This window comes from Streptomyces sp. RK62 (assembly GCF_018070255.1).
GTDB classification, from domain to species: Bacteria; Actinomycetota; Actinomycetes; order Streptomycetales; family Streptomycetaceae; genus Streptomyces; species Streptomyces nigra.
This window is the reverse complement of record NZ_JAGPYD010000008.1, coordinates 350972-370501: the sequence shown is the minus strand read 5'-3', so window position 1 is coordinate 370501 and position 19530 is coordinate 350972. Positions and strand designations below refer to the sequence as shown.

The window sequence follows — 19530 nt, the reverse complement described above, 5'->3', positions numbered from 1 at the left end:
CCCGCGGGTCTAGAGGCCGGACTCGGCCGTACGGACCAGGATGCGGCGGCAGTTCTCGCAGCGCACCACGGTGTCGGGGGCGGCCGAGCGGATCTCGTTCAGCTCGGTGATCGCGAGCTCCTGGCGGCAGCCCTGGCAGGTGCGCTGGTACAGCTTGGCCGCGCCGACGCCGCCCTGCTGCTCGCGCAGCTTCTCGTAGAGCTTCAGCAGGTCGGCCGGGACGGCGGCCGCGACGACCTCGCGCTCCTTGGTCACCGTGGCCACCTCGGCGTCGATCTGCTCGAACGCGGCGTCCCGGCGGGCGATCGCGTCGTCGACCTTGCCCTGCACGGAGCCGACGCGCTCGGTCAGCTCGGCGACCCGCTCCTGCGCGGACTCGCGGCGCTCCATGACCTCCAGGACGACGTCCTCGAGGTCGCCCTGGCGCTTGGCGAGGGAGACGATCTCGCGCTGGAGGTTCTCCAGGTCCTTCGGGGAGGTGACGGCACCGGAGTCCAGGCGCTGCTGGTCGCGGGCGGCGCGCTGGCGCACCTGGTCGACGTCCTGCTCGGCCTTGGTCTGCTCGCGGGCGCAGTCGCTCTCCTCGGTCTGCGCGGCCACGAGCAGGTCGCGCAGCTGGGTGTGGTCCTTGGTGAGGGACTCGATCTCGGCGTGCTCGGGCAGCGACTTCCGCTTGTGCGCGAGCTGCTGCAGGCGGACGTCGAGGTCCTGGACGTCGAGGAGGCGGATCTGGTCGGCGGGCGCGGCGTTCAGTTGGGGGCTCCCGTGGAATCGGTGGTGGTGGACGCCGCGTGGGCGGTCCAGGGGTCGGTGACCGTCTTGGAGACATGGACCCGCAGGTTCCATCCGTGACGGTCGGAGATCTCGTCGAGCTGGCTCGCGGCCAGCTCGCACCAGGGCCACTCGGTGGCCCAGTGCGCCGCGTCGAGCAGCGCGAGAGGACTGTGGGCGACGGCCTCGGACACCGGGTGGTGCCGCAGATCGGCCGTCAGGAAGGCGTCGGCACCGGCGGCCCGCACCTGGTCGAAGAGGCTGTCGCCGGAGCCGCCGCTGACGGCGACCGTGCGGACGACGGCCTCGGGGTCGCCGGCGACGCGGATGCCCTGCGCGGTGGCGGGCAGCCGCTCGGCGGCGCGGGCGGCGAGGGCGCGCACGGTGAGCGGCTGGTCCAGCTCGCACACGCGGCCGAGGCCGCGGCGGCCCTCCGGGTCGGTCGGGTCCGGCACGAGAGGCCGTACGACGCGCAGGTCCAGGGCTCCGGCGAGGGCGTCGCTGACGCCCGGGTCGGCGGAGTCGGCGTTGGTGTGCGCGACATGCAGCGCGATGTCGTTCTTGATCAGGGTGTGCACCACGCGGCCCTTGAAGTGGGAGGCCGCGACCGTCGTCGTCCCGCGCAGATACAGCGGGTGGTGGGTGACCAGCAGGTCCACGCCCAGCTTCACGGCCTCGTCCACGATCTCCTGGACCGGGTCGACGGCGAAGAGAACCCGGGTGACCTCCTGCTCGGGGTCGCCCACGACGGTGCCGACCGCGTCCCAGGACTCGGCCCGCTCGGCGGGCCACAGGGTCTCCAGCGCGGTGATGACTTCAGACAGACGGGGCACGAAGGACAGGCTACCTGGCCGTTGTCCTGGGCCGTACCGGCTCGGGGCAGCCGGTGGGGCAGGCCTCCGGACGCCCGTGCCCGGCGTTCCCGCCGGTCTCGCGGGTCCTCCCCCGTCGCGTCCGGTGCCGTCCAGCACAGCGGTCCCCGTTTCCTCAGGCGAATCGTTCCTGTGCCACCCCTTTGTGTGAAGCGGAACGGGGCCGCACCCCACCTGTGCGGACGAAAACTAGCGTCGTGACCGGAGGTGACCGGACCATGACGGCCTGTGCGATCGAGTCCACGGCGGAGTCCGACAGCGGCGACGCGCCTCGGACGGAGTGCATCATCACCGCGGACGGCTCCTACGCCGCCCGCCTCGCGCTGAACGGCGACTGCTGGTTCCCGGAGCGCTGGACCCTGGACGGCCCCGAGCCCTACGCCGTACCGCTGCCCAGCCATCAGCCGGAGGAGCCCGGTACGGAGGTGCAGCCGATGGGCGACGGGCGGGTCCTCGTCCGCCGCCCCACCGACGGACGGCATGTCTTCTCCCTGCTGTACCCCACCGGCCCCGGCACCGGTGAGCTGCTGCTGGGCGCGGTCGAGTGCCCGGACGACGGGACCCGGCTGCGGATGCTGCCCCCGGCGCCGGGCGGCGAGCGCGCGTACGCCGTGGCGGTGGGGCGGGACTCCAGCGCGGTGTGGCTGGTGGCGGGCGGCGGCTTCGGGCCGGTGCGGCTCGCGGAGATCCCGGGGCGCTGCTCGGGCGGGGTGTGGCTGGACCGGGAGGGGCGGATGCTGTCCCTCGACCGGGAGTCCGGCGGGCGGACGAAGGCCGTCGTGGTCGATCTGGAGCGGGACGGCGAGGTGTCGCCGCTGCTGCAGATCACCGCGGACAGCGACGACCGGGTCCTGCTCGCCGACCCGGACAGCGGGCTGCTGCTGATCCGCTCGGACGCCCCCTCGCCGGGGCACCCGCGGCTCGGCTGGGGTGTCCTCGGCAGCACCCTGCCGGTGCGCTTCCCGGAGTCCCTGCGGATGCCGGACTGCGAGGCGACGCCGTTCGCGATCCAGCCGGGGCAGGTGCTGACGCCGGAGAGCTGCGGGGTGGCGCTGCGCGTCGACGGGCCGGTCGGCAGCTGGGTCGGGGTGTGGCGGCCCGCCGAGCGGGCGGTGCGTCATCTCGCGGCGCCCGTGGGGTGGTTGACGGGGGCCGGGGTGTGGTCCCGGGAGGGCGAGCTGCGGCTGCCGTACGCCACCGCGGACGTGCCGTGCGGGGTGGCGCGACTGGAGGCGCCGGCCGCACCGGCGACGGAGGACCGCGGCGCGCAACCCGTGCCCTCACCGGCGGAAACGGACCCTCCGGGTCCCGTTGCGACCCGTCCCGTGCCCTTGCAGCAAGCGCCTTTGGGCGGTCTTGTAACGAAGTAGTGGCGGTCGGCGCGGTTGCCTGGATCCGCCCCGACAGGGGTTGGTTAGACTCACCCGGCTGTTGGAAAGATCATGTTGACGGGGTGAACCTTACCGATGAGCAACGCCACCACGACCCAGCCGTCGTCCGAGGTCCAGGAGGCCGGCGGAAACGGCCGGCACCGGGGCCCGGTCTCGGCCAGCGACGTCTCGGCGGGCGAGCAGCAGACGGCCCCCCGCGGCCGTCACCGCAAGCCGGCCGAGGCCACGGAGTCGGCGGCCTGACGCCGCACCGGGCAGAGCGTACGGCCCCGTTCCTCTTGGAGGAGCGGGGCCGTTTCCCTGTCCAGTCCCTTTACCTGCCGCGGCGCAGGCCCAGCACCTCGGACGCGGCGAACGTCTCGCCGGGCGGCCGGTCCGCGAAGTACGCGGTGAGCTGGGCGTCCAGTTCGTCGTACGTGAACGTCTCCTGCTTGCTGTCGAACGTCGCCGCCACCCTGGGCCGTTCGACCACGGCCACCACGCCGCCGTGGACGACGAGCAGTTGCCCGGTGATCCCGGCGGCGGCCGGGGACGCCAGATAGCCGACGAGCGGGGCGACATGCTCGGGCGCGAGCGGGTCGAGCCCCTCTTCGGGCGGGGCGAGCCCGGCGAAGACGTCCTCGGTCATCCGGGTGCGGGCGCGCGGGCAGATGGCGTTGACGGTGACGCCGTACTTGCCGAGCGCGAGCGCGGACGACGTGGTGAGCCCGACGATCCCGCCCTTCGCCGCCGCGTAGTTGGGCTGCCCGGCGGACCCGGCGAGGAACGCCTCCGAGGAAGTGTTCACGATCCGCCCGTACACCGGCGCGCCCGTCGCCTTGGCCCGCTCCCGCCAGTGGGCGGCGGCATGGCGGACCATGTTGAAGTGGCCCTTGAGATGGACCCGGATCACCGAGTCCCACTCCTCCTCGGCCATGGAGAAGACCATGCGGTCGCGCAGGATGCCCGCGTTGTTGACCAGGACGCCCAGCGAGCCGAACTCGGCGAGGGCCGTGGCGACCAGGCCGCCCGCCTGGCCGAAGTCGGCGACGTCCCCGGTGTGGGCGACGGCCCGGCCGCCCGCCGCGCGGATCTCGGCGGCGACCTCCTCGGCGGGTCCGGCCGACGCGGCGCCGGTGCCGTCCCGGCCGGGCTGCCCGTAGTCGTTGACGACGACGGCCGCGCCCAGCCGGGCCAGTTCGCGTGCCTCGGCGCGGCCCAGGCCGCGGCCCGCGCCCGTGACGATCGCCGTACGCCCCTCCAGTGGCAGTGCCATCGACGCCCCTTCGCAGCCGGTGGGTTCGGATCTCCCTGAGTTCAGATCTCGATGCAGGTCCGCAGCGCGCTGCCGGTGCGCATCTGTTCCAGGGCCTCGTTGATCCCGGACAGCGGGACCCGGTGGGTGATCAGGCCCGCGAGGTCGATACGGCCCGCCCGCCACAGCGCGATCGCCCGTTCGTACGACCGCAGTACGTCGCCGCCGCCGTACAGGGACGGCAGGATGCGCTTCTCGTCGAAGAACAGCTCGAACATGTTGAGCTGGAGCACGTCGTCCATCGCGCCCGCGCCGACGATCACCAGGGTGCCGCCGCGCCGCGTCGACTCGTACGCCGTGCGGGCCGTGGCCGACCTGCCGACGACCTCGAAGACGTAGTCGAAGCCCTCGCCCGCCGTGACCTGCTGCTTGGCGTCGGCCAGGCCGTCCGGGGCCACGGCCCGGGTGGCCCCGAACCGCAGCGCGGCCTCACGTCGTGCGGGGACCGGGTCCACGGCGACGATCTCGGCGGCGCCCTTCAGCCGCGCGCCCTGGATCGCGGAGACGCCGACGCCCCCGCAGCCGATGACGGCGACCGACGAACCGGCCTCGAGGTCGGCGGTGTTGAGCGCCGCGCCGAGCCCGGTGGTGACTCCGCAGCCGATCAGCGCGGCGATGTCGAAGGGCACGTCGTCGGGGATGGGCACCGCGCAGCCGGCGTCGACGACGACCTCCTCGGCGAAGGTGCCGGTGCCGGCGAAGCCGAAGACGTCACCGCCGGACCGCTTGAAGTTGGGGGTGCCCGCGTTCATGAACCCGGCCAGGCACAGCTCGGTCTGGCCGCGCCGGCACGCCGGGCAGGCGCCGCAGGCGGGCAGCCAGCACAGGACGACCCGGTCGCCGGGGTTCAGACCGCGGACGCCCTCCCCGACCTCCAGGATCTCCCCGGCGCCCTCGTGCCCGGGGACGAAGGGCGCGGGCTGGGGCAGCACCCCGGACATGGCGGAAAGGTCCGAGTGGCACAGCCCGGTGGCCCGGACCCGGACCCTCACCTTGCCGGGGCCGAAGCCCACCGCCTCGACGTCGTCGAGGACGTCGAGCTTGTCCTGGCCGGTCTCGTGCAGGACGGCTGCGCGCATGGTGCGGCTCCCCTCGGGCGGGCGGGCGGATGTGGCGTGCGGGTCAGGTGTGTTCGACGATCGTGTCGGTGAGGACGGGGGCGTCGGCGCGGTCGGCCGCGCTCACGGCGACGCGTACGGAGCCCTCGCCGGACCAGGCGCGGATACGGAGGGTCTCGCCCGGATGGACGACACCGGCGAACCGGGTGCGGTAGGAGCGCACGCGGGTCACATCGCCGTTGAGCAGGGTGTCGACGACCGCCTTGAGCGTGATGCCGTAGGTGCACAGCCCGTGCAGGATCGGCCGGTCGAACCCGGCGCGCTTGGCGAACTCGGGGTCGGCGTGCAGCGGGTTCCAGTCGCCGGAGAGGCGGTAGAGCAGCGCCTGGTCCTCGCGGACGGGCCGTTCGAGGACCCGGTCCGGCTCCCCGGCGGGGGGTTCGAGCCGGACCGACGGGCCGCGGTCGCCGCCGAAACCGCCCTCGCCGCGGATGAAGATCTCGGCGTCGTTGGTCCAGAGCGGCCCGTCGGCGTCCGCGACGTCGGTGCGCAGTACCAGGACGGCCGCCTTCCCCTTGTCGTACAGGCCGGCGATCCGGTGGGTGGCGGTGGCCGTGCCCTCGGTCGGCAGGGGGCGGTGGACGGTGAGGTGCTGGCCGCCGTGCAGGACACGGGCGAGGTCGACCTCGATGCCGGGCATGGACAGTCCGCCGATGACGCCCGGCGCCCCGGACCCGGCGACGGTCGCGAAGCTGGGCAGCACGTGCAGCCGCGACTCCAGGGTGTAGCGCAGTTCGTCGGGGTCGGTGGCGGGGACTCCGGCGCCGATGCCGAGGTGGTAGAGCTGGACGTCCTTGGAGTTCCAGGAGATCTCGCCGGTCCGGGGCGGCGCGGCGAGGGCCTTGGCGGCGTCGATGGGCATACGGCTCCTGAAGGTGACGGCGGGTGCGGTCCTGCGGCTGACGTCGTGCGGGTGGGTCGAGACCTCGGTACGGCCGTCCGCACCGTCGGCCGCACCGAGGTCGTCACGGGGCCGTGGAACCCGTTCCTCGCGGACGGTGATGTAGAACGCGTTCCAGTACGGCGACCCCTGTATAGCCGAGGCCAAGGCACTTGTGAAGACTCCTGACGATGTGTCAGCCGACAGCCGGCGGGACATTTGTCCTGCCGGACGCCGGACACACGCCCCTGCCGGACGGCCGCCGGAGTCCGTACCGTCGATGCCACCGGACGTCGGCGACAGGGGACAGGGACATGGCCTGGCTGTTCAAGCACCACAAGGTCGCGTGCGCCGCCGCCGGGGAGGAGCGGGCGCCCAACGGCTTCAGCCTGCTGCCGTGGCTGCTCCTGGGCATGGGCTCCCTGTCGAACGTCTTCGGGGGCGACGCCGCGGACCCGTTGCTCGGCGGGCTGGGCCTGCTGACGTTCAACTCGCTCTACATCTATGTCACGTTCCGCTCGTTCACGCGGAACACGCGGGAGGCGCCCTCGACCAGAGTGGCCCTGGTGCTCATGACCGGGGTCACCTGCGCCCTCGCCCTGGCCTACGGCGGCACCTGGCTGCTGTTCTTCCCGCTGCTCGGTCTTGCCACCGGCGCGGCCGTGCGCTTCCCGCATCTGCGCCTGGCCGGGGCGGCCCTGGGCGTGCTGGCCGGTGCGGTGGCCGTCTCCCGCGACGGCTGGGACGGGCTCGGCATCGCCTACGCCACCTGGATCTCCACCATGGTGACGGCGGCGATCCTCTCCCTCTCCGACGCCGTACGGCAGTTGCGCGCGGCCCGCGAGGAGTTGGCGCACCGGGCCGTCGAACAGGAGCGGCTGCGCTTCTCCCGCGATCTGCACGACCTCCTCGGGCACACGCTGTCGGTGATCGTGGTGAAGGCGGAGGCGGCCCGGCGGCTGGCCACCCGGGACGTGGACGCGGCCCAGGCGCAGCTCACCGACATCGAGTCCGTCGGCCGTCAGGCGCTCACGGAGATCCGCGAGGCCGTGACCGGGTACCGGCAGGGCAGCCTCAGCCGGGAGATCGACGGCGCGGCCTCCGCGCTGCGGGCGGCGGGCGTGGAACCGGTCGTACGCCGCTCCGGGCCGCCGCCGGCCCCGCAGGCGGAGGCCCTGCTGGGGTGGGTGGTGCGGGAGGCGGCCACGAACGTCGTCCGGCACAGTGGGGCGAGCCGTTGCGAGATCGCGGTGAGCGGTGACGGTGAGCGGGTGCGGGTGAGGGTTGCGGACGACGGTCGCGGCATCGACCGTCCCCGGACCACCGGAGGCAGCGGCGGCACCGGTCTGCGAGGGCTCGCCGAGCGCCTTGCCACCGCCGGGGGCACGCTCACGGCCGGACCGGAGCACGGCGGCTTCGTGGTGACGGCGGAACTTCCGGCGAACGCGGCGGACGCCGTGGAGGAGCCGGGCACGGACGGCGTCCCCCTCGCCGCCGGACGCCCGACGTACTGAACCCGTCACGCCCGGTGCCGCCCCCTCCCCACCGCCCTTAGAGCTCCGAACGAAAGTGGAGTCCGATCAGCTCGCGGCGTCTGGTGCGTGCGATCGCAAGGCGCCGGAAGCCCCTGGTAGCGGGGCTACCAGGGGCTTCCGGCAACGCGGCGAGCGTGCGGGCCAGGCGCCGCGAGCCGGGCTCCACTTTTGTTCGGAGCTCTTAGGCTGACCCCGTGAACGAGATGCCGCCGGACCGTCGGCCCGGGAAACACATCCGGGTGCTGCTCGCCGAGGACCAGGGCATGATGCGCGGGGCGCTCGCCTTACTGCTCGGGATGGAGCCGGACATCGAGGTGGTGGCGCAGGTGGCGGCCGGCGACGCGATCGTGGACGCCGCCCAGACGCACCGCCCCGACGTGGCCCTCCTCGACATCGAACTGCCGGGCCAGAGCGGCCTGGACGCCGCCGCCGAACTGCGCGAGCAGGTGCCGGACTGCCGGGTGCTGATCCTGACGACGTTCGCCCGCCCCGGCTATCTGCGGCGGGCCATGGAGGCCGGTGCCGCCGGGTTCCTGGTGAAGGACGGTCCTGTCGAGGAGCTGGCGGTCGCCGTCCGCCGGGTGCTGACCGGTGAGACGGTGATCGATCCGGCCCTCGCCGCGGCCGCCCTCAGCGCCGGCCCGAACCCGCTCACGGCACGGGAGCGCGACGTGCTGAACGCCTCGTCGGACGGCGCGACGGTCGCCGACGTATCGGCCCGGCTGCACCTGTCGGAGTCGACGGTCCGCAACTATCTGTCCTCCGCCATCGGCAAGACGGGCACCCGCAACCGCGCGGAGGCGCTGCGGGAGGCACGGCAGCAGGGCTGGCTTTGACACCGGCCCAGGCCGGCCCCTACTTGGTGACCGCCGCGGACTTGAACGCCGTGCCCTCGGGGGCCACGCACGCGAACCACGCCTCCGGTGAGCCGTCCACCACCCGGATCAGCGGGTTCTCGCTGCCCATGTCGACCGACTTCGTGGGGGTGGCCCCGCCGGCCGCCTCGAAGAACGACGGCACCTCGGTCGTCGTCCCGTCCTTCCAGGCGCAGGTGACCTTCCGGGCGTCCAGGGCGACCCTGCCCACGACGAGCCGCTTCGCCCCCTTCCCGCCGGGGGCCAGCGGCAGCGCCACCGCCTCGACGTCCTCGCCGGACGCAGTGGCCCCGTCGGTGAAGGCCCCCTCGCTCACCACACGCGCCGTGTCCTGCTCGCCGTACTCGCGCAGCACGAAGTAGGTGCTTCTGCCGATGAGGTCCTCGGGGTCGTCCAGGTCCGCGGGCCGCTGTCCGTAGGACCGCATCGCGGCGAGCTCGGCGGCCGCCTGGTCCTTGGTGCGCGGGGCCTCCCAGAGGTCGACAAGGACCCGCCACTTCTCGCCGTCGTCCGTGCCGCTCGCGAGCAGGGTCCGGGAGGGCGTGCGCACGTCCGGGGCGGGGGGTGTGGGCGGCGGCGCGGGGTTCGTGGCGATCGAGGTGACCCCGGAGCCGCCCCGTGCGGGCAGCCCCGTCACCGCGAGGGTGCCGGCCGAGGCGACCAGGGCCAGGGCGGTCGCCGAGGCCGTGGCCCAGCGGCGGGCCTTGCGGCGCCGTCCGCCGCGCAGTACCGCCGCGTACGGGGCCGTACCGATCTCGACGCCGTCCGCGGCATCCGCCAGCAGCACTGCGATGTCCGAGGTCGGGCGGCCGGAGTCCGCCGGGTCGTGCACGGTCAGGCCGTCGATCGACATGTAGTGGTTCGGCTCCCGCATCGTCGCCCGCTTGGCCTCGCGCTTGCTCTCCCGCTTCGCGCTCATCGGCTCCGCCCTCCCTGCGTGACCATCTCCGCCAGTCCCGGCAGGGCGCGGAGTTTCGCGATGCCCTTGGCCGCGTTGCTCTTCACGGCGCCGACGGAGCAGCCCATCGCCTCGGCCGTCTGCGTCTCGGTCAGGTCCTCCCAGTAGCGCAGGACGACGGCCTCGCGCTGCCGAGGCGGCAGCTGGGCCAGCGCCGCCAGCAGGGCATCGCGGTCGTCGGCCTGGGCGATACGGTCGCCGGTGTCCGGCACCTCGCGGGCCAGGCCCGTGTCGTCCTTCGGCGCGAGGAACTCCCTCAGCCGCCGTCGGTGTCTTCGCGCATGGGCGTTGATCATCACGCGCCGTACATACGCTTCCGGGTCGTCGGCCGCCCCCACCCGCCGCCAGGCGACATATGCCTGCTCCAGCGTCGTCTGTGTCAGGTCCTCCGCGGCGTGCTGCTCGCCGGTGAGGAGAAAAGCCGTCCGCAGCAGGCGTGGCCAGCGACTGGTGACGAAGCTCTGGAACTCCGCGTCCCGGACCGCCTTGCGATCCCCCATGGGCACCTCCTCGATGTCCAAAGGAGTCCATGAGCCCCCCGAACCGTTGCCTCCCGCCCGGCACGGATTTTCGCAGCCCTTCCGTGAGGGCTCGCAGCCCGTGCCCGCGCGGCGTCGGCAGCCCGCCCCCGAGATCCGCGCCCCCTTCCCCAAGAGAAGGTCAAGATTTCGTTAGTGTGCCAAAGCATCGGAATAGTTGCCCTGGCAGACGGAGTTCGTTGTACACATGACACACACGACCATCGAGCGGCCCGCCGGCAGAACCACCTCCGGGGCCGTGGTCCCCGTCCTGGCCTTCGCGGGCATCGTGGTCGCGGTGATGCAGACCCTGCTCGTCCCGGTGATCAAGGACCTGCCGCAGTTGCTGGACACCACGCCCAGCAACGCCACCTGGGTGCTGACCTCGACCCTGCTCTCGGGCGCCGTGGCCACCCCGATCATGGGCCGCCTCGGCGACCTCTTCGGCAAGCGGCGGATGCTGATAGCCAGCCTCACCGTGATGGTGGCCGGCGCCCTGCTCAGCGCCGTGACCAGCGCCCTGCTGCCGATGATCGTCGGCCGTACCCTCCAGGGCTTCGCGATGGGCGCCATCCCGCTCGGCATCGGCCTGATGCGGGACATGCTGCCCCGCGAGCGGCTCGGCTCGGCGATGGCCCTGATGAGCTCCTCGATCGGCGTCGGCGGCGGTCTGGCCCTGCCGGCCGCGGCCCTGGTCGCCCAGCACGCGAACTGGCACGCCCTCTTCTACGGCGCCGCCGCCCTCGGCGTCCTCTCCATCGCCCTGACCCTGCTCGTCGTCCCCGAGTCCGAGGTCCGCGCGGAGGGCACCTTCGACCTCCCCGGCGCGCTCGGCCTCTCCGCGGGCCTCGTCCTCTTCCTGCTGCCGATCACCAAGGGCAGCGACTGGGGCTGGAGTTCGGGCATGACCCTCGGGCTGTTCGGCGCGGCCGCCGCCGTCCTGCTGCTGTGGGGCGTGTACGAGCTGCGCACCAAGGCGCCGCTGGTCGACCTGCGCACCACCGCCCGCCCGGCCGTCCTCTTCACCAACCTCGCGTCGATCATGGTCGGCGTCAGCTTCTACGTCGTCTCGCTGGTCCTCCCCCAGCTGCTCCAGCTGCCGGAGTCGACCGGTTACGGCCTCGGCCAGTCGATGGTCGTCGCGGGCCTGCTCGTCGCCCCGCTGGGCCTGACGATGATGGTGACGGCACCCGTCTACGCCCGGCTGTCGGCCCGGTACGGCCCCAAGACCACGCTCATCCTCGGCATGCTGATCATCGCGATCGGCTACGGCGCCGGCCTCGGCCTGATGAGCGCAGCCTGGCAGAGCCTGGTGATCTCGGTGGTCCTCGGCGCCGGCATCGGCCTCGCGTACTCGTCCCTGCCGGCCCTGATCGTCGGCGCGGTGCCGGCCTCGGAGACGGGCGCGGCGAACGGCCTGAACACCCTGATGCGGTCCATCGGCACCTCCGTGTCCAGCGCGGTCATCGGCATGGTGCTGGCGAACACCGCGAACGACGTCGGCGGGGTGGCGGTCCCGACGATGCACGGCTTCCGGCTGTCCTTCCTGATCGCGACCGGCGCCGTCGTCCTCGGCCTCGCGTTCGCCCTGCTCCTGCCCCGGCAGCGGCCGTCGGGCCACCCGCAGCTGCGCGCCAGCAGCGAGGAGGACGCCAATCTGCAGCGCGCCGAGGAGGCCCTGCACGGCTTCCGCGGCCGCGTCCTGGACGCCGCCGGCACCCCGGTCGCCCGCGCCAAGGTCACGCTGATCGACCGCCGCGGCCGGCAGGCCGGCGCCACCCTCTCCGACGACGACGGCGGCTACGCCCTCGCGGTCCCGGCTCAGGGCGCCTACGTCCTGGCCGCCCGGGCCGACGGGCACGCGCCCCTCGCCTCGGCGGCCACGCATCCCGGCGAGGACGGCGCGGTGGACGTCGACCTCGCCCTGCCGGGCGAGACGGTCACCGCCTGACGCCCGCCTCCCCGGCCCGCCCGCACCCCCCGTCGCCCAGGTGACGGGGGGTGTGGTGCACCATGGGCGCCCATACGGTCGTACGACGGAGAGGACCCCCATGGCCCCCGCCCCCAAGCCCGACATCCTGGCCGCCTTCGAGGCCGCGAAGGGCTTCATGCCCACGGGCGAGGGCCTGGCCCTGTACGCGGCGGCCGTCGAGGCGGGGCGCCTCGGGCTCCCCCTGCTGGAGGTCGGCACCTACTGCGGGCGCTCCACGATCCTGCTCGCCGACGCGGCCCGCGCGGCCGGGGTGACGGCCCTCACGGTCGACCACCACCGGGGCAGCGAGGAGCAGCAGCCCGGCTGGGAGTACCACGATCCTTCGACCGTCGACCCCGAGCTCGGTCTGATGGACACCCTGCCGACGTTCCGCCGCACCCTGCACCGGGCGGGCCTGGAGGAGCACGTGGTCGCGCTGGTGGGCCGTTCCCCGCAGGTCGCGAAGGTCTGGGGTACGCCCCTCGGCCTGGTCTTCGTCGACGGAGGTCACACCGACGAGCACGCGAACGCCGACTACGAGGGCTGGGCCCCGCATGTCGCCGAGGGCGGTCTGCTCGTGATCCACGACGTGTTCCCGGACCCGGCCGACGAGTTCACCGGCCAGGCGCCGTACCGCGTCTACCTGCGGGCTCTGTCCTCCGGCGCCTTCACGGAGGTGTCGGCGACGGACTCCCTGCGGGTGCTGCAGCGGACGGGCGACGGCATCTGAGGTCCCTCGACGGCACGGCCGGTATCCGGCCCGTAAGGTGGCAGGCGTGTCATATCTCGGACCGGACTTCGACCCTCCGCAGCCGCGCCGCGGCCGTCGCCGCGCCCTGACCGTGGCCGCCACCGCCCTCGTACCCGGGGCGCTGCTCGGCTGGCTGGTGTACGCGACGGTGGGCGACGGCGGAGGCGGCTCCGGGAACACGGCGGTCCGGACGACGCCGGCGACCACACCGCCGACGGCGTCCTCCACCCAGGACGACGAGAAGCCGAGCCCGGCGCCCTCCCCCTCCGGCGCGGAGCCGCTCGCGGGCAAGGTCGTCGTCATCGACCCGGGCCACAACCCCGGCAACTTCCGGCACACGTCCGAGATCAACCGTCAGGTGGACATCGGCACGAACCGCAAGGAGTGCGACACGACGGGGACGTCCACCAACGCGGGTTACGCGGAGGCGGAGTTCACGCTCGACGTCGCCCGGCGGATGCGCGCGCTGCTGGAGAAGCAGGGCGCCACGGTGAAGTTCACCCAGGACGGCGACCGGCCGTGGGGCCCGTGCGTGGACGAGCGGGCCGAGATCGGCAACAAGGCGAAGGCCGACGCCGTCGTCTCGATCCACGCCGACGGCGCGGGCGCCGGACAGCGCGGCTTCCATGTCATCCTCCCCGGCAAGGTGGCCAAGGGCGCCGCCAACACCGGCCCGATCGTGGCCCCGTCGCGCGCCCTCGGCGAGCGCGTGGCGGGCGCCTTCGTCCGCGTGACCGGAAGCGCGCCCTCCGACTATGTGGGCGGCGGTACCGGTCTCGTCACGCGTCAGGACCTGGGCGGTCTCAATCTGTCAACGGTTCCCAAGGTCTTCATCGAGTGCGGCAACATGCGCGATAGCAAGGACGCGGCACTGCTCACCAGCGGCGCCTGGCGCCAGAAGGCGGCGCAGGGAATCTCTGAGGGAATCGTGAGTTTCCTGCGAGGGTAGTGGTCCGGGAGCTGATCCCGGCGGACAGCCTCGTCGGACGGACGATAAGGTCGTCCTTACGATGAGGGGCCACCCCCGCGCTTCACACCGGGGCCAGACGGCGACATGGTGACAGCGACGCCTCCAGCGATGCCGATGTTGAGACGACTGACGAAGGATCTGAAGTGAATATCCGCTCCCTCACTCGAGGCGACGGCGTGGTGATCGGAGCAGCGGTATTGCTGTTCATCGCGTCGTTCCTCGACCTCTTCTCCGTCTCCGGGTTCGACGTGGACCAGAACGCGTGGGACACCCTCGGCCTCGGACTCGGCGTGTACATGGGCGGGGTCATCGGCGCCGCGCTGATCGTCGTGAACCGCCTGCTGCCGCAGCCCCGCAAGGTCGCCGGTCTCGATCTCGGCACCGTCGGCACGGGTTTCGCCATCCTGGCGGCATGGACCCTGTTCTGGTACCTGGTGGACGTCGACGACCGCGCCAGCGCGGCCGCCGGCCTCATCCTCGGCTTCCTCGCCGCCCTCGTCCTCGCCGGTGCCGCCATCGCGACGCCGCTCGTGCCGGCGCTGCAGGCCGGGCTCGTGCCCGCGCCTCGGCCGGCCGCGCCGCAGCCCTACGGCGGTCAGCCGCAGGCCGGTTACGGCTACCCGGGTGCGCCGGCGCAGCAGCAGCCGCCGTTCGGTGGCGGTCAGCCGCAGGCGCCCGCGCCCGCCGGTGACTTCTCCCCGTTCTGGTTCGCCGTGCCGGTGGCGCGTCCCCTCTTCGCGGAGGACGGCTCGCCCAACCCGATCGCCGAACTGGCGCCGGGCACCTGGTACCTGGCCGTCGAGCAGCGCGGCGCGGCCCTGGTCGCGCAGACGCAGGACGGCCGTCGCGGTGTCCTCCAGGACACCAGCGGCATCCAGCGCGGCTGAGCCCTCACGTCGTACGACGGCCCCTCGCCCTTCCGGGTGAGGGGCCGTTGCCGTACTCTCCCCCTCTTGGCTGACGCACCGTCAGGAGGCTGGCATGCGGCTCGGGCTCGCTCTCGGTTACTGGGGCCGTGGCCCCTCCGCCGACCATGTACCGCTCGCCGAGGAGGCCGAGCGGCTCGGCTACGCCACGGTGTGGACGGCGGAGTCCTGGGGGTCCGACGCGTTCACGCCGCTGACCTGGATCGCCGCGCGCACCTCGCGGATCGGGCTGGGGACGGCCGTGGCGCAGATGGCGGCCCGCTCCCCCACGGCCACCGCCATGCACGCCCTGACCCTGGACCATCTCTCGGGCGGACGGGTGCTGCTGGGGCTCGGGCTGTCGGGACCGCAGGTGGTGGAGGGGTGGTACGGGCGGCCGTTCCCCGCCTCGCCGCTCACCGCGACCCGCGAGTACGTCGACGTCGTACGGCAGGTGCTGCGGCGGGAGGCGCCGGTCGAGCTGGACGGGCGGTTCCACACGCACCCCTACCGGGGGCCGGACGCCACCGGTCTGGGCAGGGCGCTGAAGTCCATCACCCATCCGCTGCGTCCTGAACTGCCCGTTCTGCTCGGTGCCGAGGGGCCGAAGAACGTGGCGCAGACCGTGCGGATCGCGGACGGCTGGCTGCCGTTGTACTGGGCGCCGGGCCGGCCCGAGGTGTACGGCGACGCGGTGCGCGATCTGCCGTCCGGGTTCCGGGTCGCGCCGCTGGCCCGCGTCCACGTCTGCGACGACGTGTCCGAGGGTCTGCTCCCGGTGAAGGCCATGCTCGGCTTCTACATCGGCGGCATGGGCCACGCGGCCCGCAACTTCCACGCCGACCTGATGGCGCGCATGGGGTACGAGGAGGAGGCCCGGCGCGTCCAGCGGCTGTTCCTGGCGGGGCGCAGGGCGGAGGCCGTACAGGCGGTGCCGGACGCGTTCGCCGACGAGATCTCCCTGGTCGGCCCGCGTGAACGCATCGCCGAGCGGCTGGAGTTGTGGCGCAAGGGCCCGGTGACGGACCTGCTGGCGCTGGCACCGGACCGGCGGACCCTGCGGGTGCTGGCCGAACTCAACTCATAGCCGGTGACCGGGTTTCGTTCCCGGTTCCGGGGTCAAGCGAGGAGCATGTCCCCTCGATATCGCAACGGTGCGTCACAGGCCGGCACGGTCATTGCGATCGTCGCCGATGTCATGGCCCTCATCCTGGGCCTGTGGATCCTCATGTATCTGCTGGGGGCCAACCCCGGCAACGACTTCGTGCAGTTCGTCCATGACTCCGCCCGCTGGCTGGCGGGCTGGTCGCACGATCTGTTCACCTTCGACGAGGAGTGGGCCCGCGTGGTCGCCGGGTACGGCCTGGCCGCGGTGGTCTATCTGTTCGTCGGCCACGCCATCGCCGGCCGGGTGCACCGCCACTGACACCCGGCCGCCCCGGCGGTCAGCAGCAGTCCGGGTCCAGGCCGGCCGGCAGGCGGTCCCCGCCGAACACCGCGCAGGTGGCCTCGTGCCCGCCGAGCGCGGCCACGGCCAGCAGGACGGACCCGGCGGTCCACGTGGTGAGTTCACGCGGCCATATGGCGTCGTCCTCGAAGACGTACCCCGTCCAGTACAGCCCGCTGTCGGCGTCCCGCAGGTGCTGGATGGACTGGAGGATCTCCAGCGCGCGGTCGGACTCGCCCATCGCCCAGAGCGCGAGGGCGAGTTCGGCTGACTCGCCGCCGGTGACCCACGGGTTGGGCACGACACAGCGCACCCCGAGTCCGGGCACGACGAACCGGCCCCAGCCTTCGCGCATCCGGGCCTCGGCCTCGGCGCCGGTGAGCGCTCCGCCGAGCACCGGGTAGTACCAGTCCATCGAGTAGCGGTTCTTGTCGAGGAACCGCTCGGGGTGCCGGCGGATGGCGTGCCGCAGCGCGCCCGCGGCGAGCTCCCAGTCCGGCTGGGGCTCCTCCCGCTGCTCGGCGACGGCCAGCGCGCACCGCAGCGCGTGGTGGATCGACGAGGAGCCGGTGAGCAGGGCGTCCTGCACCGAGGTGCCGTCGTCGTCGCGCCGCCAGCCGATCTGCCCGCCGGGCTGCTGGAGTTCGAGGACGAACTCGATCGCCGCGTACACGGTGGGCCACATGCGGTCCAGGAACGTGTCGTCGCCCGTGGACAGGTAGTGGTGCCAGACGCCCACGGCTATGTAGGCGACGAAGTTGGTCTCGCGCCCGGTGTCGGTGACGTCGTCGTGGGCGCCGTCCCGGTAGGCGGCGTACCAGGAGCCGTCGTCGTTCTGATGCTCGGCCAGCCAGGTGTACGCCCGCTCGGCCGCCGCGTGTTCTCCGGCGGCGTCCAGCGCCATGGCGGCCTCGACGTGGTCCCACGGGTCGAGGTGGTGTCCGCGGAACCACGGGATCGCCCCGTCCTCCCGCTGTACCGCGAGGAGGCCGGCCACGGTCGCGGCGGCCTGCTCGGCGGTGAGGACCCCGGGCAGGACGAGGTGTTCTGTCCGGGGAGTGGTCACCGCGCGTCCACCCGGGGCAGGTGCGGCTTGGTCGCGTAGGCCACGAAGCTCTTGCCGATCAGCGGGTTCAGCGCCTGTTCGGCGACCCGGGTGGCCAGCGGCTTCTTCATGATGTCCCAGACGAGCAGCTTGTGGTACGCCCGCACGGGCAGCGCCTTGTCGTTGTCGACGCCGAACGCGCACTTCAGCCACCAGTACGGCGAGTGCAGCGCGTGGGCGTGGTGGGTGCCGTAGGGCCTGAGACCCGCCTCGCGGATCTTGGCGAGCAGCTCGTCCGCCTTGTAGATGCGGATGTGGCCGCCCTCGACCTCGTGGTAGGCGTCGGACAGGGTCCAGCAGACCTTCTCCGGGCCGTAGCGCGGGACGGTGATCGCGATACGGCCGCCCGGCTTGAGGACCCGCACCATCTCGGCGAGGACGCCCTTGTCGTCGGGGATGTGCTCCATGACCTCGGAGATGATCACGACGTCGAAGGACTCGTCCGGGAAGGGCAGCGCGAGGGCGTCGCCCTCCATGGCGGTGGCGGTGGCGCCCTCGGGGGCCTCGCCGGCCTCCTTCATCGCCGCGAACCACTTCGCGACCTCGCGGATCTCCTCGCCGTTCTGGTCCAGCGCGACGACCTGGGCGCCGCGCCGGTAGCACTCGAACGCGTGCCGTCCGGCACCGCAGCCGAGGTCCAGAACGCGGTCGCCCGGGGCGAGCGGGAACCGGGAGAAGTCGACGGTCAGCACGTGGCCCTGCTTTCGGTGTCGGCGCCTTCGACGAGGGGGGAGCTCGTGGCGGTGACGGGTGGGGTCGTGGAGCGGAGGGAGGCGCCGGCCGGGGCGGTGTCCACGGCCGTGGCGCGGGGTCCGCGCGGCTGCCGTCCGGCGGCGATCGCCTCGCGGTAGCGGGCCACCGTGCCCTCGGCGGCCTTGGCCCAGGTGAAGTGCGCGAGTACCCGCTCGCGTCCGGCCGCTCCCAGCCGGTCGCGCAGCGCGGCGTCGCCGAGCAGCCGGGTGAGGCCGGCGGCCAGCGCCCCGGAGTCGCCGGGCGGCACCGCGAGGCAGGTCTCGCCGTCGCGTCCGGCGACCTCGGGGATCGCCCCGCCGGTCGTGGCGACCAGGGGGGTGCCGGTGGCCATGGCCTCGGCGGCGGGCAGCGAGAAGCCCTCGTACAGCGACGGCACGCAGGCGACCTCCGCCGAGCGGACCAGGTCGACGAGTTCGGCGTCGGAGATGCCCTTGACGAAGTCGACGGCGCCCTCGAGGCCGTAGCGCTCGACGGCCTGGGCGACCGGGCCCTCGGTGGGGCGCTTGCCGACGACGACGAGATGGGCGTCGGGGTGTTCGGTGCGGACCTTGGCGAGCGCCTCGACGAGGAACACCAGGCCCTTCAGCGGGACGTCGGCGCTGGACGTCGTCACGATCCGGCCCGGCACCCGGCGTACCGAGGGATCCGGCCTGAACAGGTCGGTGTCGGCGCCGATGTGGACGACGTGGATGCGGTCCTGCCGTACGCCGAGGTCGTCGACGATCTCCTGGCGGGAGGTGCCGGAGACGGTGAGGACGGACGGCAGGCGGCGCGCGACGCGCTTCTGCATCCGGGTGAAGGCGTACCAGCGGCGCACCGAGGCCCGGCGCTGCCAGGTGGTGGCGGCGTCCAGCTCCAGCCGGCGGTCCACGGTGATGGGGTGGTGGATGGTGGTGACGAGGGGGGCGCCGACATCGCCCAGGAGGCCGTAGCCGAGGGTCTGGTTGTCGTGCACGACGTCGAAGTCGCCGCGGCGGGCGCGCAGCAGGCGGCGGGCGCGCAGCGAGAACGTCAGTGGTTCGGGGAAGCCGCCGGTCCACATCGTCGCCACTTCCAGCGCGTCGACCCAGTCGCGGTACTCGTCGCGCTTCGGTGTGCGGAAGGGGTCGGGCTGGCGGTACAGGTCGAGGCTGGGCAGCTCGGTGAGGGTGAGCCGGCCCGCGTAGTCCTCGTGCTCGTCGAGGACGGGGTAGGGCTGGGAGCCGATGACCTCGACGCGGTGGCCGAGGCGGGCGAGTTCGCGGGAGAGGTGGCGGACGTAGACGCCCTGGCCGCCGCAGAACGGGTTCCCCTTGTAGGTGAGGAGCGCGATGTCGAGCGGTCGCCCGCCGTCGGCGGCAAGGTCCTTCGGGGACCCGGCCTCCCTGGCCTCAGCGGTCACTCCGGGCCCCTCTCTCCCTGCTCTGTCCCGCGAG

At 73.2% G+C, this 19530-nt stretch carries 20 protein-coding genes; 10 read left to right on the top strand and 10 right to left on the bottom strand.

Going from position 1 to position 19530, the window contains the following annotated elements:
* Positions 1-9: 9 nt before the first annotated feature.
* Positions 10-753, bottom strand: a complete 744-nt coding sequence (locus tag KBY32_RS18090; RefSeq protein ID WP_115508998.1) for a zinc ribbon domain-containing protein — start codon at positions 751-753, stop codon at positions 10-12.
* Positions 750-1604, bottom strand: a complete 855-nt coding sequence (locus KBY32_RS18085; protein ID WP_210980755.1) for a Nif3-like dinuclear metal center hexameric protein — start codon at positions 1602-1604, stop codon at positions 750-752. The genes KBY32_RS18090 and KBY32_RS18085 overlap by 4 nt, the downstream gene beginning before the upstream one ends.
* A 257-nt stretch (positions 1605-1861) precedes the next feature.
* Here KBY32_RS18085 and KBY32_RS18080 point away from each other — a divergent pair, with 257 nt between their 5' ends.
* Both KBY32_RS18080 and KBY32_RS18075 read left to right on the top strand, forming a co-directional pair.
* Positions 1862-3013, top strand: a complete 1152-nt coding sequence (locus KBY32_RS18080; RefSeq protein ID WP_210980783.1) for a hypothetical protein — start codon at positions 1862-1864, stop codon at positions 3011-3013.
* 96 nt (positions 3014-3109) lie between these two features.
* Entirely contained in the window at positions 3110-3277 is a 168-nt protein-coding gene (locus KBY32_RS18075; RefSeq protein ID WP_210980754.1) for a hypothetical protein, read from the top strand.
* A 70-nt stretch (positions 3278-3347) separates the two neighbouring features.
* Here the strand turns inward: KBY32_RS18075 and KBY32_RS18070 are convergent, their stop codons facing one another.
* Genes KBY32_RS18070 through KBY32_RS18060 form a run of 3 tightly spaced genes read right to left on the bottom strand, consistent with a single transcriptional unit; the run spans position 3348 to position 6308 of the window.
* Positions 3348-4289, bottom strand: coding sequence for a 3-oxoacyl-ACP reductase (locus KBY32_RS18070; RefSeq protein ID WP_210980753.1), 942 nt, complete (start codon positions 4287-4289; stop codon positions 3348-3350).
* Positions 4290-4330: 41 nt separating this feature from the next.
* Positions 4331-5407, bottom strand: coding sequence for a Zn-dependent alcohol dehydrogenase (locus KBY32_RS18065; protein ID WP_210980752.1), 1077 nt, complete (start codon positions 5405-5407; stop codon positions 4331-4333).
* A gap of 43 nt (positions 5408-5450) precedes the next feature.
* On the bottom strand, positions 5451-6308 hold the full coding sequence (locus tag KBY32_RS18060) for a MaoC/PaaZ C-terminal domain-containing protein (RefSeq protein ID WP_210980782.1): 858 nt from the start codon (positions 6306-6308) through the stop codon (positions 5451-5453).
* Between the two features lie 332 nt (positions 6309-6640).
* On the opposite strand from KBY32_RS18060, the gene KBY32_RS18055 reads away from it, so the two are divergent.
* Together KBY32_RS18055 and KBY32_RS18050 are read left to right on the top strand one after the other, a co-directional pair.
* A complete protein-coding gene (locus KBY32_RS18055; RefSeq protein ID WP_210980751.1) occupies positions 6641-7840 on the top strand; it encodes a sensor histidine kinase in 1200 nt (399 codons plus the stop codon).
* Positions 7841-8064: 224 nt separating this feature from the next.
* Positions 8065-8697 (top strand): response regulator transcription factor, encoded by a 633-nt coding sequence (locus tag KBY32_RS18050; RefSeq protein ID WP_210980781.1) that lies wholly within the window; start codon positions 8065-8067, stop codon positions 8695-8697.
* A gap of 19 nt (positions 8698-8716) precedes the next feature.
* Here the strand turns inward: KBY32_RS18050 and KBY32_RS18045 are convergent, their stop codons facing one another.
* Both KBY32_RS18045 and KBY32_RS18040 read right to left on the bottom strand, forming a co-directional pair.
* A complete protein-coding gene (locus tag KBY32_RS18045; protein WP_247689592.1) occupies positions 8717-9655 on the bottom strand; it encodes a hypothetical protein in 939 nt (312 codons plus the stop codon).
* Positions 9652-10194: a SigE family RNA polymerase sigma factor gene (locus KBY32_RS18040; RefSeq protein WP_210980750.1), complete on the bottom strand. Its 543-nt coding sequence runs from the start codon at positions 10192-10194 to the stop codon at positions 9652-9654. The genes KBY32_RS18045 and KBY32_RS18040 overlap by 4 nt, the downstream gene beginning before the upstream one ends.
* A 226-nt stretch (positions 10195-10420) precedes the next feature.
* On the opposite strand from KBY32_RS18040, the gene KBY32_RS18035 reads away from it, so the two are divergent.
* The 6 genes from KBY32_RS18035 (at position 10421) to KBY32_RS18010 (ending at position 16236) form a co-directional block, all read left to right on the top strand.
* Entirely contained in the window at positions 10421-12163 is a 1743-nt protein-coding gene (locus KBY32_RS18035) for an MFS transporter (protein ID WP_210980749.1), read from the top strand.
* A 100-nt stretch (positions 12164-12263) separates the two neighbouring features.
* On the top strand, positions 12264-12914 hold the full coding sequence (locus KBY32_RS18030) for a class I SAM-dependent methyltransferase (RefSeq protein ID WP_210980748.1): 651 nt from the start codon (positions 12264-12266) through the stop codon (positions 12912-12914).
* A gap of 46 nt (positions 12915-12960) precedes the next feature.
* Positions 12961-13884, top strand: coding sequence for an N-acetylmuramoyl-L-alanine amidase (locus KBY32_RS18025; protein ID WP_210980747.1), 924 nt, complete (start codon positions 12961-12963; stop codon positions 13882-13884).
* Between the two features lie 197 nt (positions 13885-14081).
* Positions 14082-14792: a hypothetical protein gene (locus KBY32_RS18020; protein ID WP_055620706.1), complete on the top strand. Its 711-nt coding sequence runs from the start codon at positions 14082-14084 to the stop codon at positions 14790-14792.
* A gap of 94 nt (positions 14793-14886) precedes the next feature.
* Positions 14887-15897, top strand: coding sequence for an LLM class F420-dependent oxidoreductase (locus tag KBY32_RS18015; protein ID WP_055620707.1), 1011 nt, complete (start codon positions 14887-14889; stop codon positions 15895-15897).
* Between the two features lie 45 nt (positions 15898-15942).
* Positions 15943-16236, top strand: coding sequence for a hypothetical protein (locus KBY32_RS18010; RefSeq protein WP_055620708.1), 294 nt, complete (start codon positions 15943-15945; stop codon positions 16234-16236).
* Positions 16237-16255: 19 nt separating this feature from the next.
* Here KBY32_RS18010 and KBY32_RS18005 read toward each other — a convergent pair whose 3' ends face one another.
* The 3 genes from KBY32_RS18005 to KBY32_RS17995 are packed head-to-tail and all read right to left on the bottom strand — an operon-like array spanning position 16256 to position 19496.
* Positions 16256-17323 carry a prenyltransferase gene (locus tag KBY32_RS18005; RefSeq protein WP_210980746.1) on the bottom strand — a complete coding sequence of 356 codons (1068 nt, stop codon included), beginning with the start codon at positions 17321-17323 and terminating at the stop codon, positions 16256-16258.
* A complete protein-coding gene (locus KBY32_RS18000) occupies positions 17320-18054 on the bottom strand; it encodes a class I SAM-dependent methyltransferase (RefSeq protein WP_115508895.1) in 735 nt (244 codons plus the stop codon). The genes KBY32_RS18005 and KBY32_RS18000 overlap by 4 nt, the downstream gene beginning before the upstream one ends.
* Complete coding sequence (locus tag KBY32_RS17995; RefSeq protein WP_210980745.1) at positions 18048-19496, bottom strand: glycosyltransferase family 4 protein; 1449 nt, start codon at positions 19494-19496, stop codon at positions 18048-18050. The genes KBY32_RS18000 and KBY32_RS17995 overlap by 7 nt, the downstream gene beginning before the upstream one ends.
* Between the last annotated feature and the right edge of the window lie 34 nt (positions 19497-19530).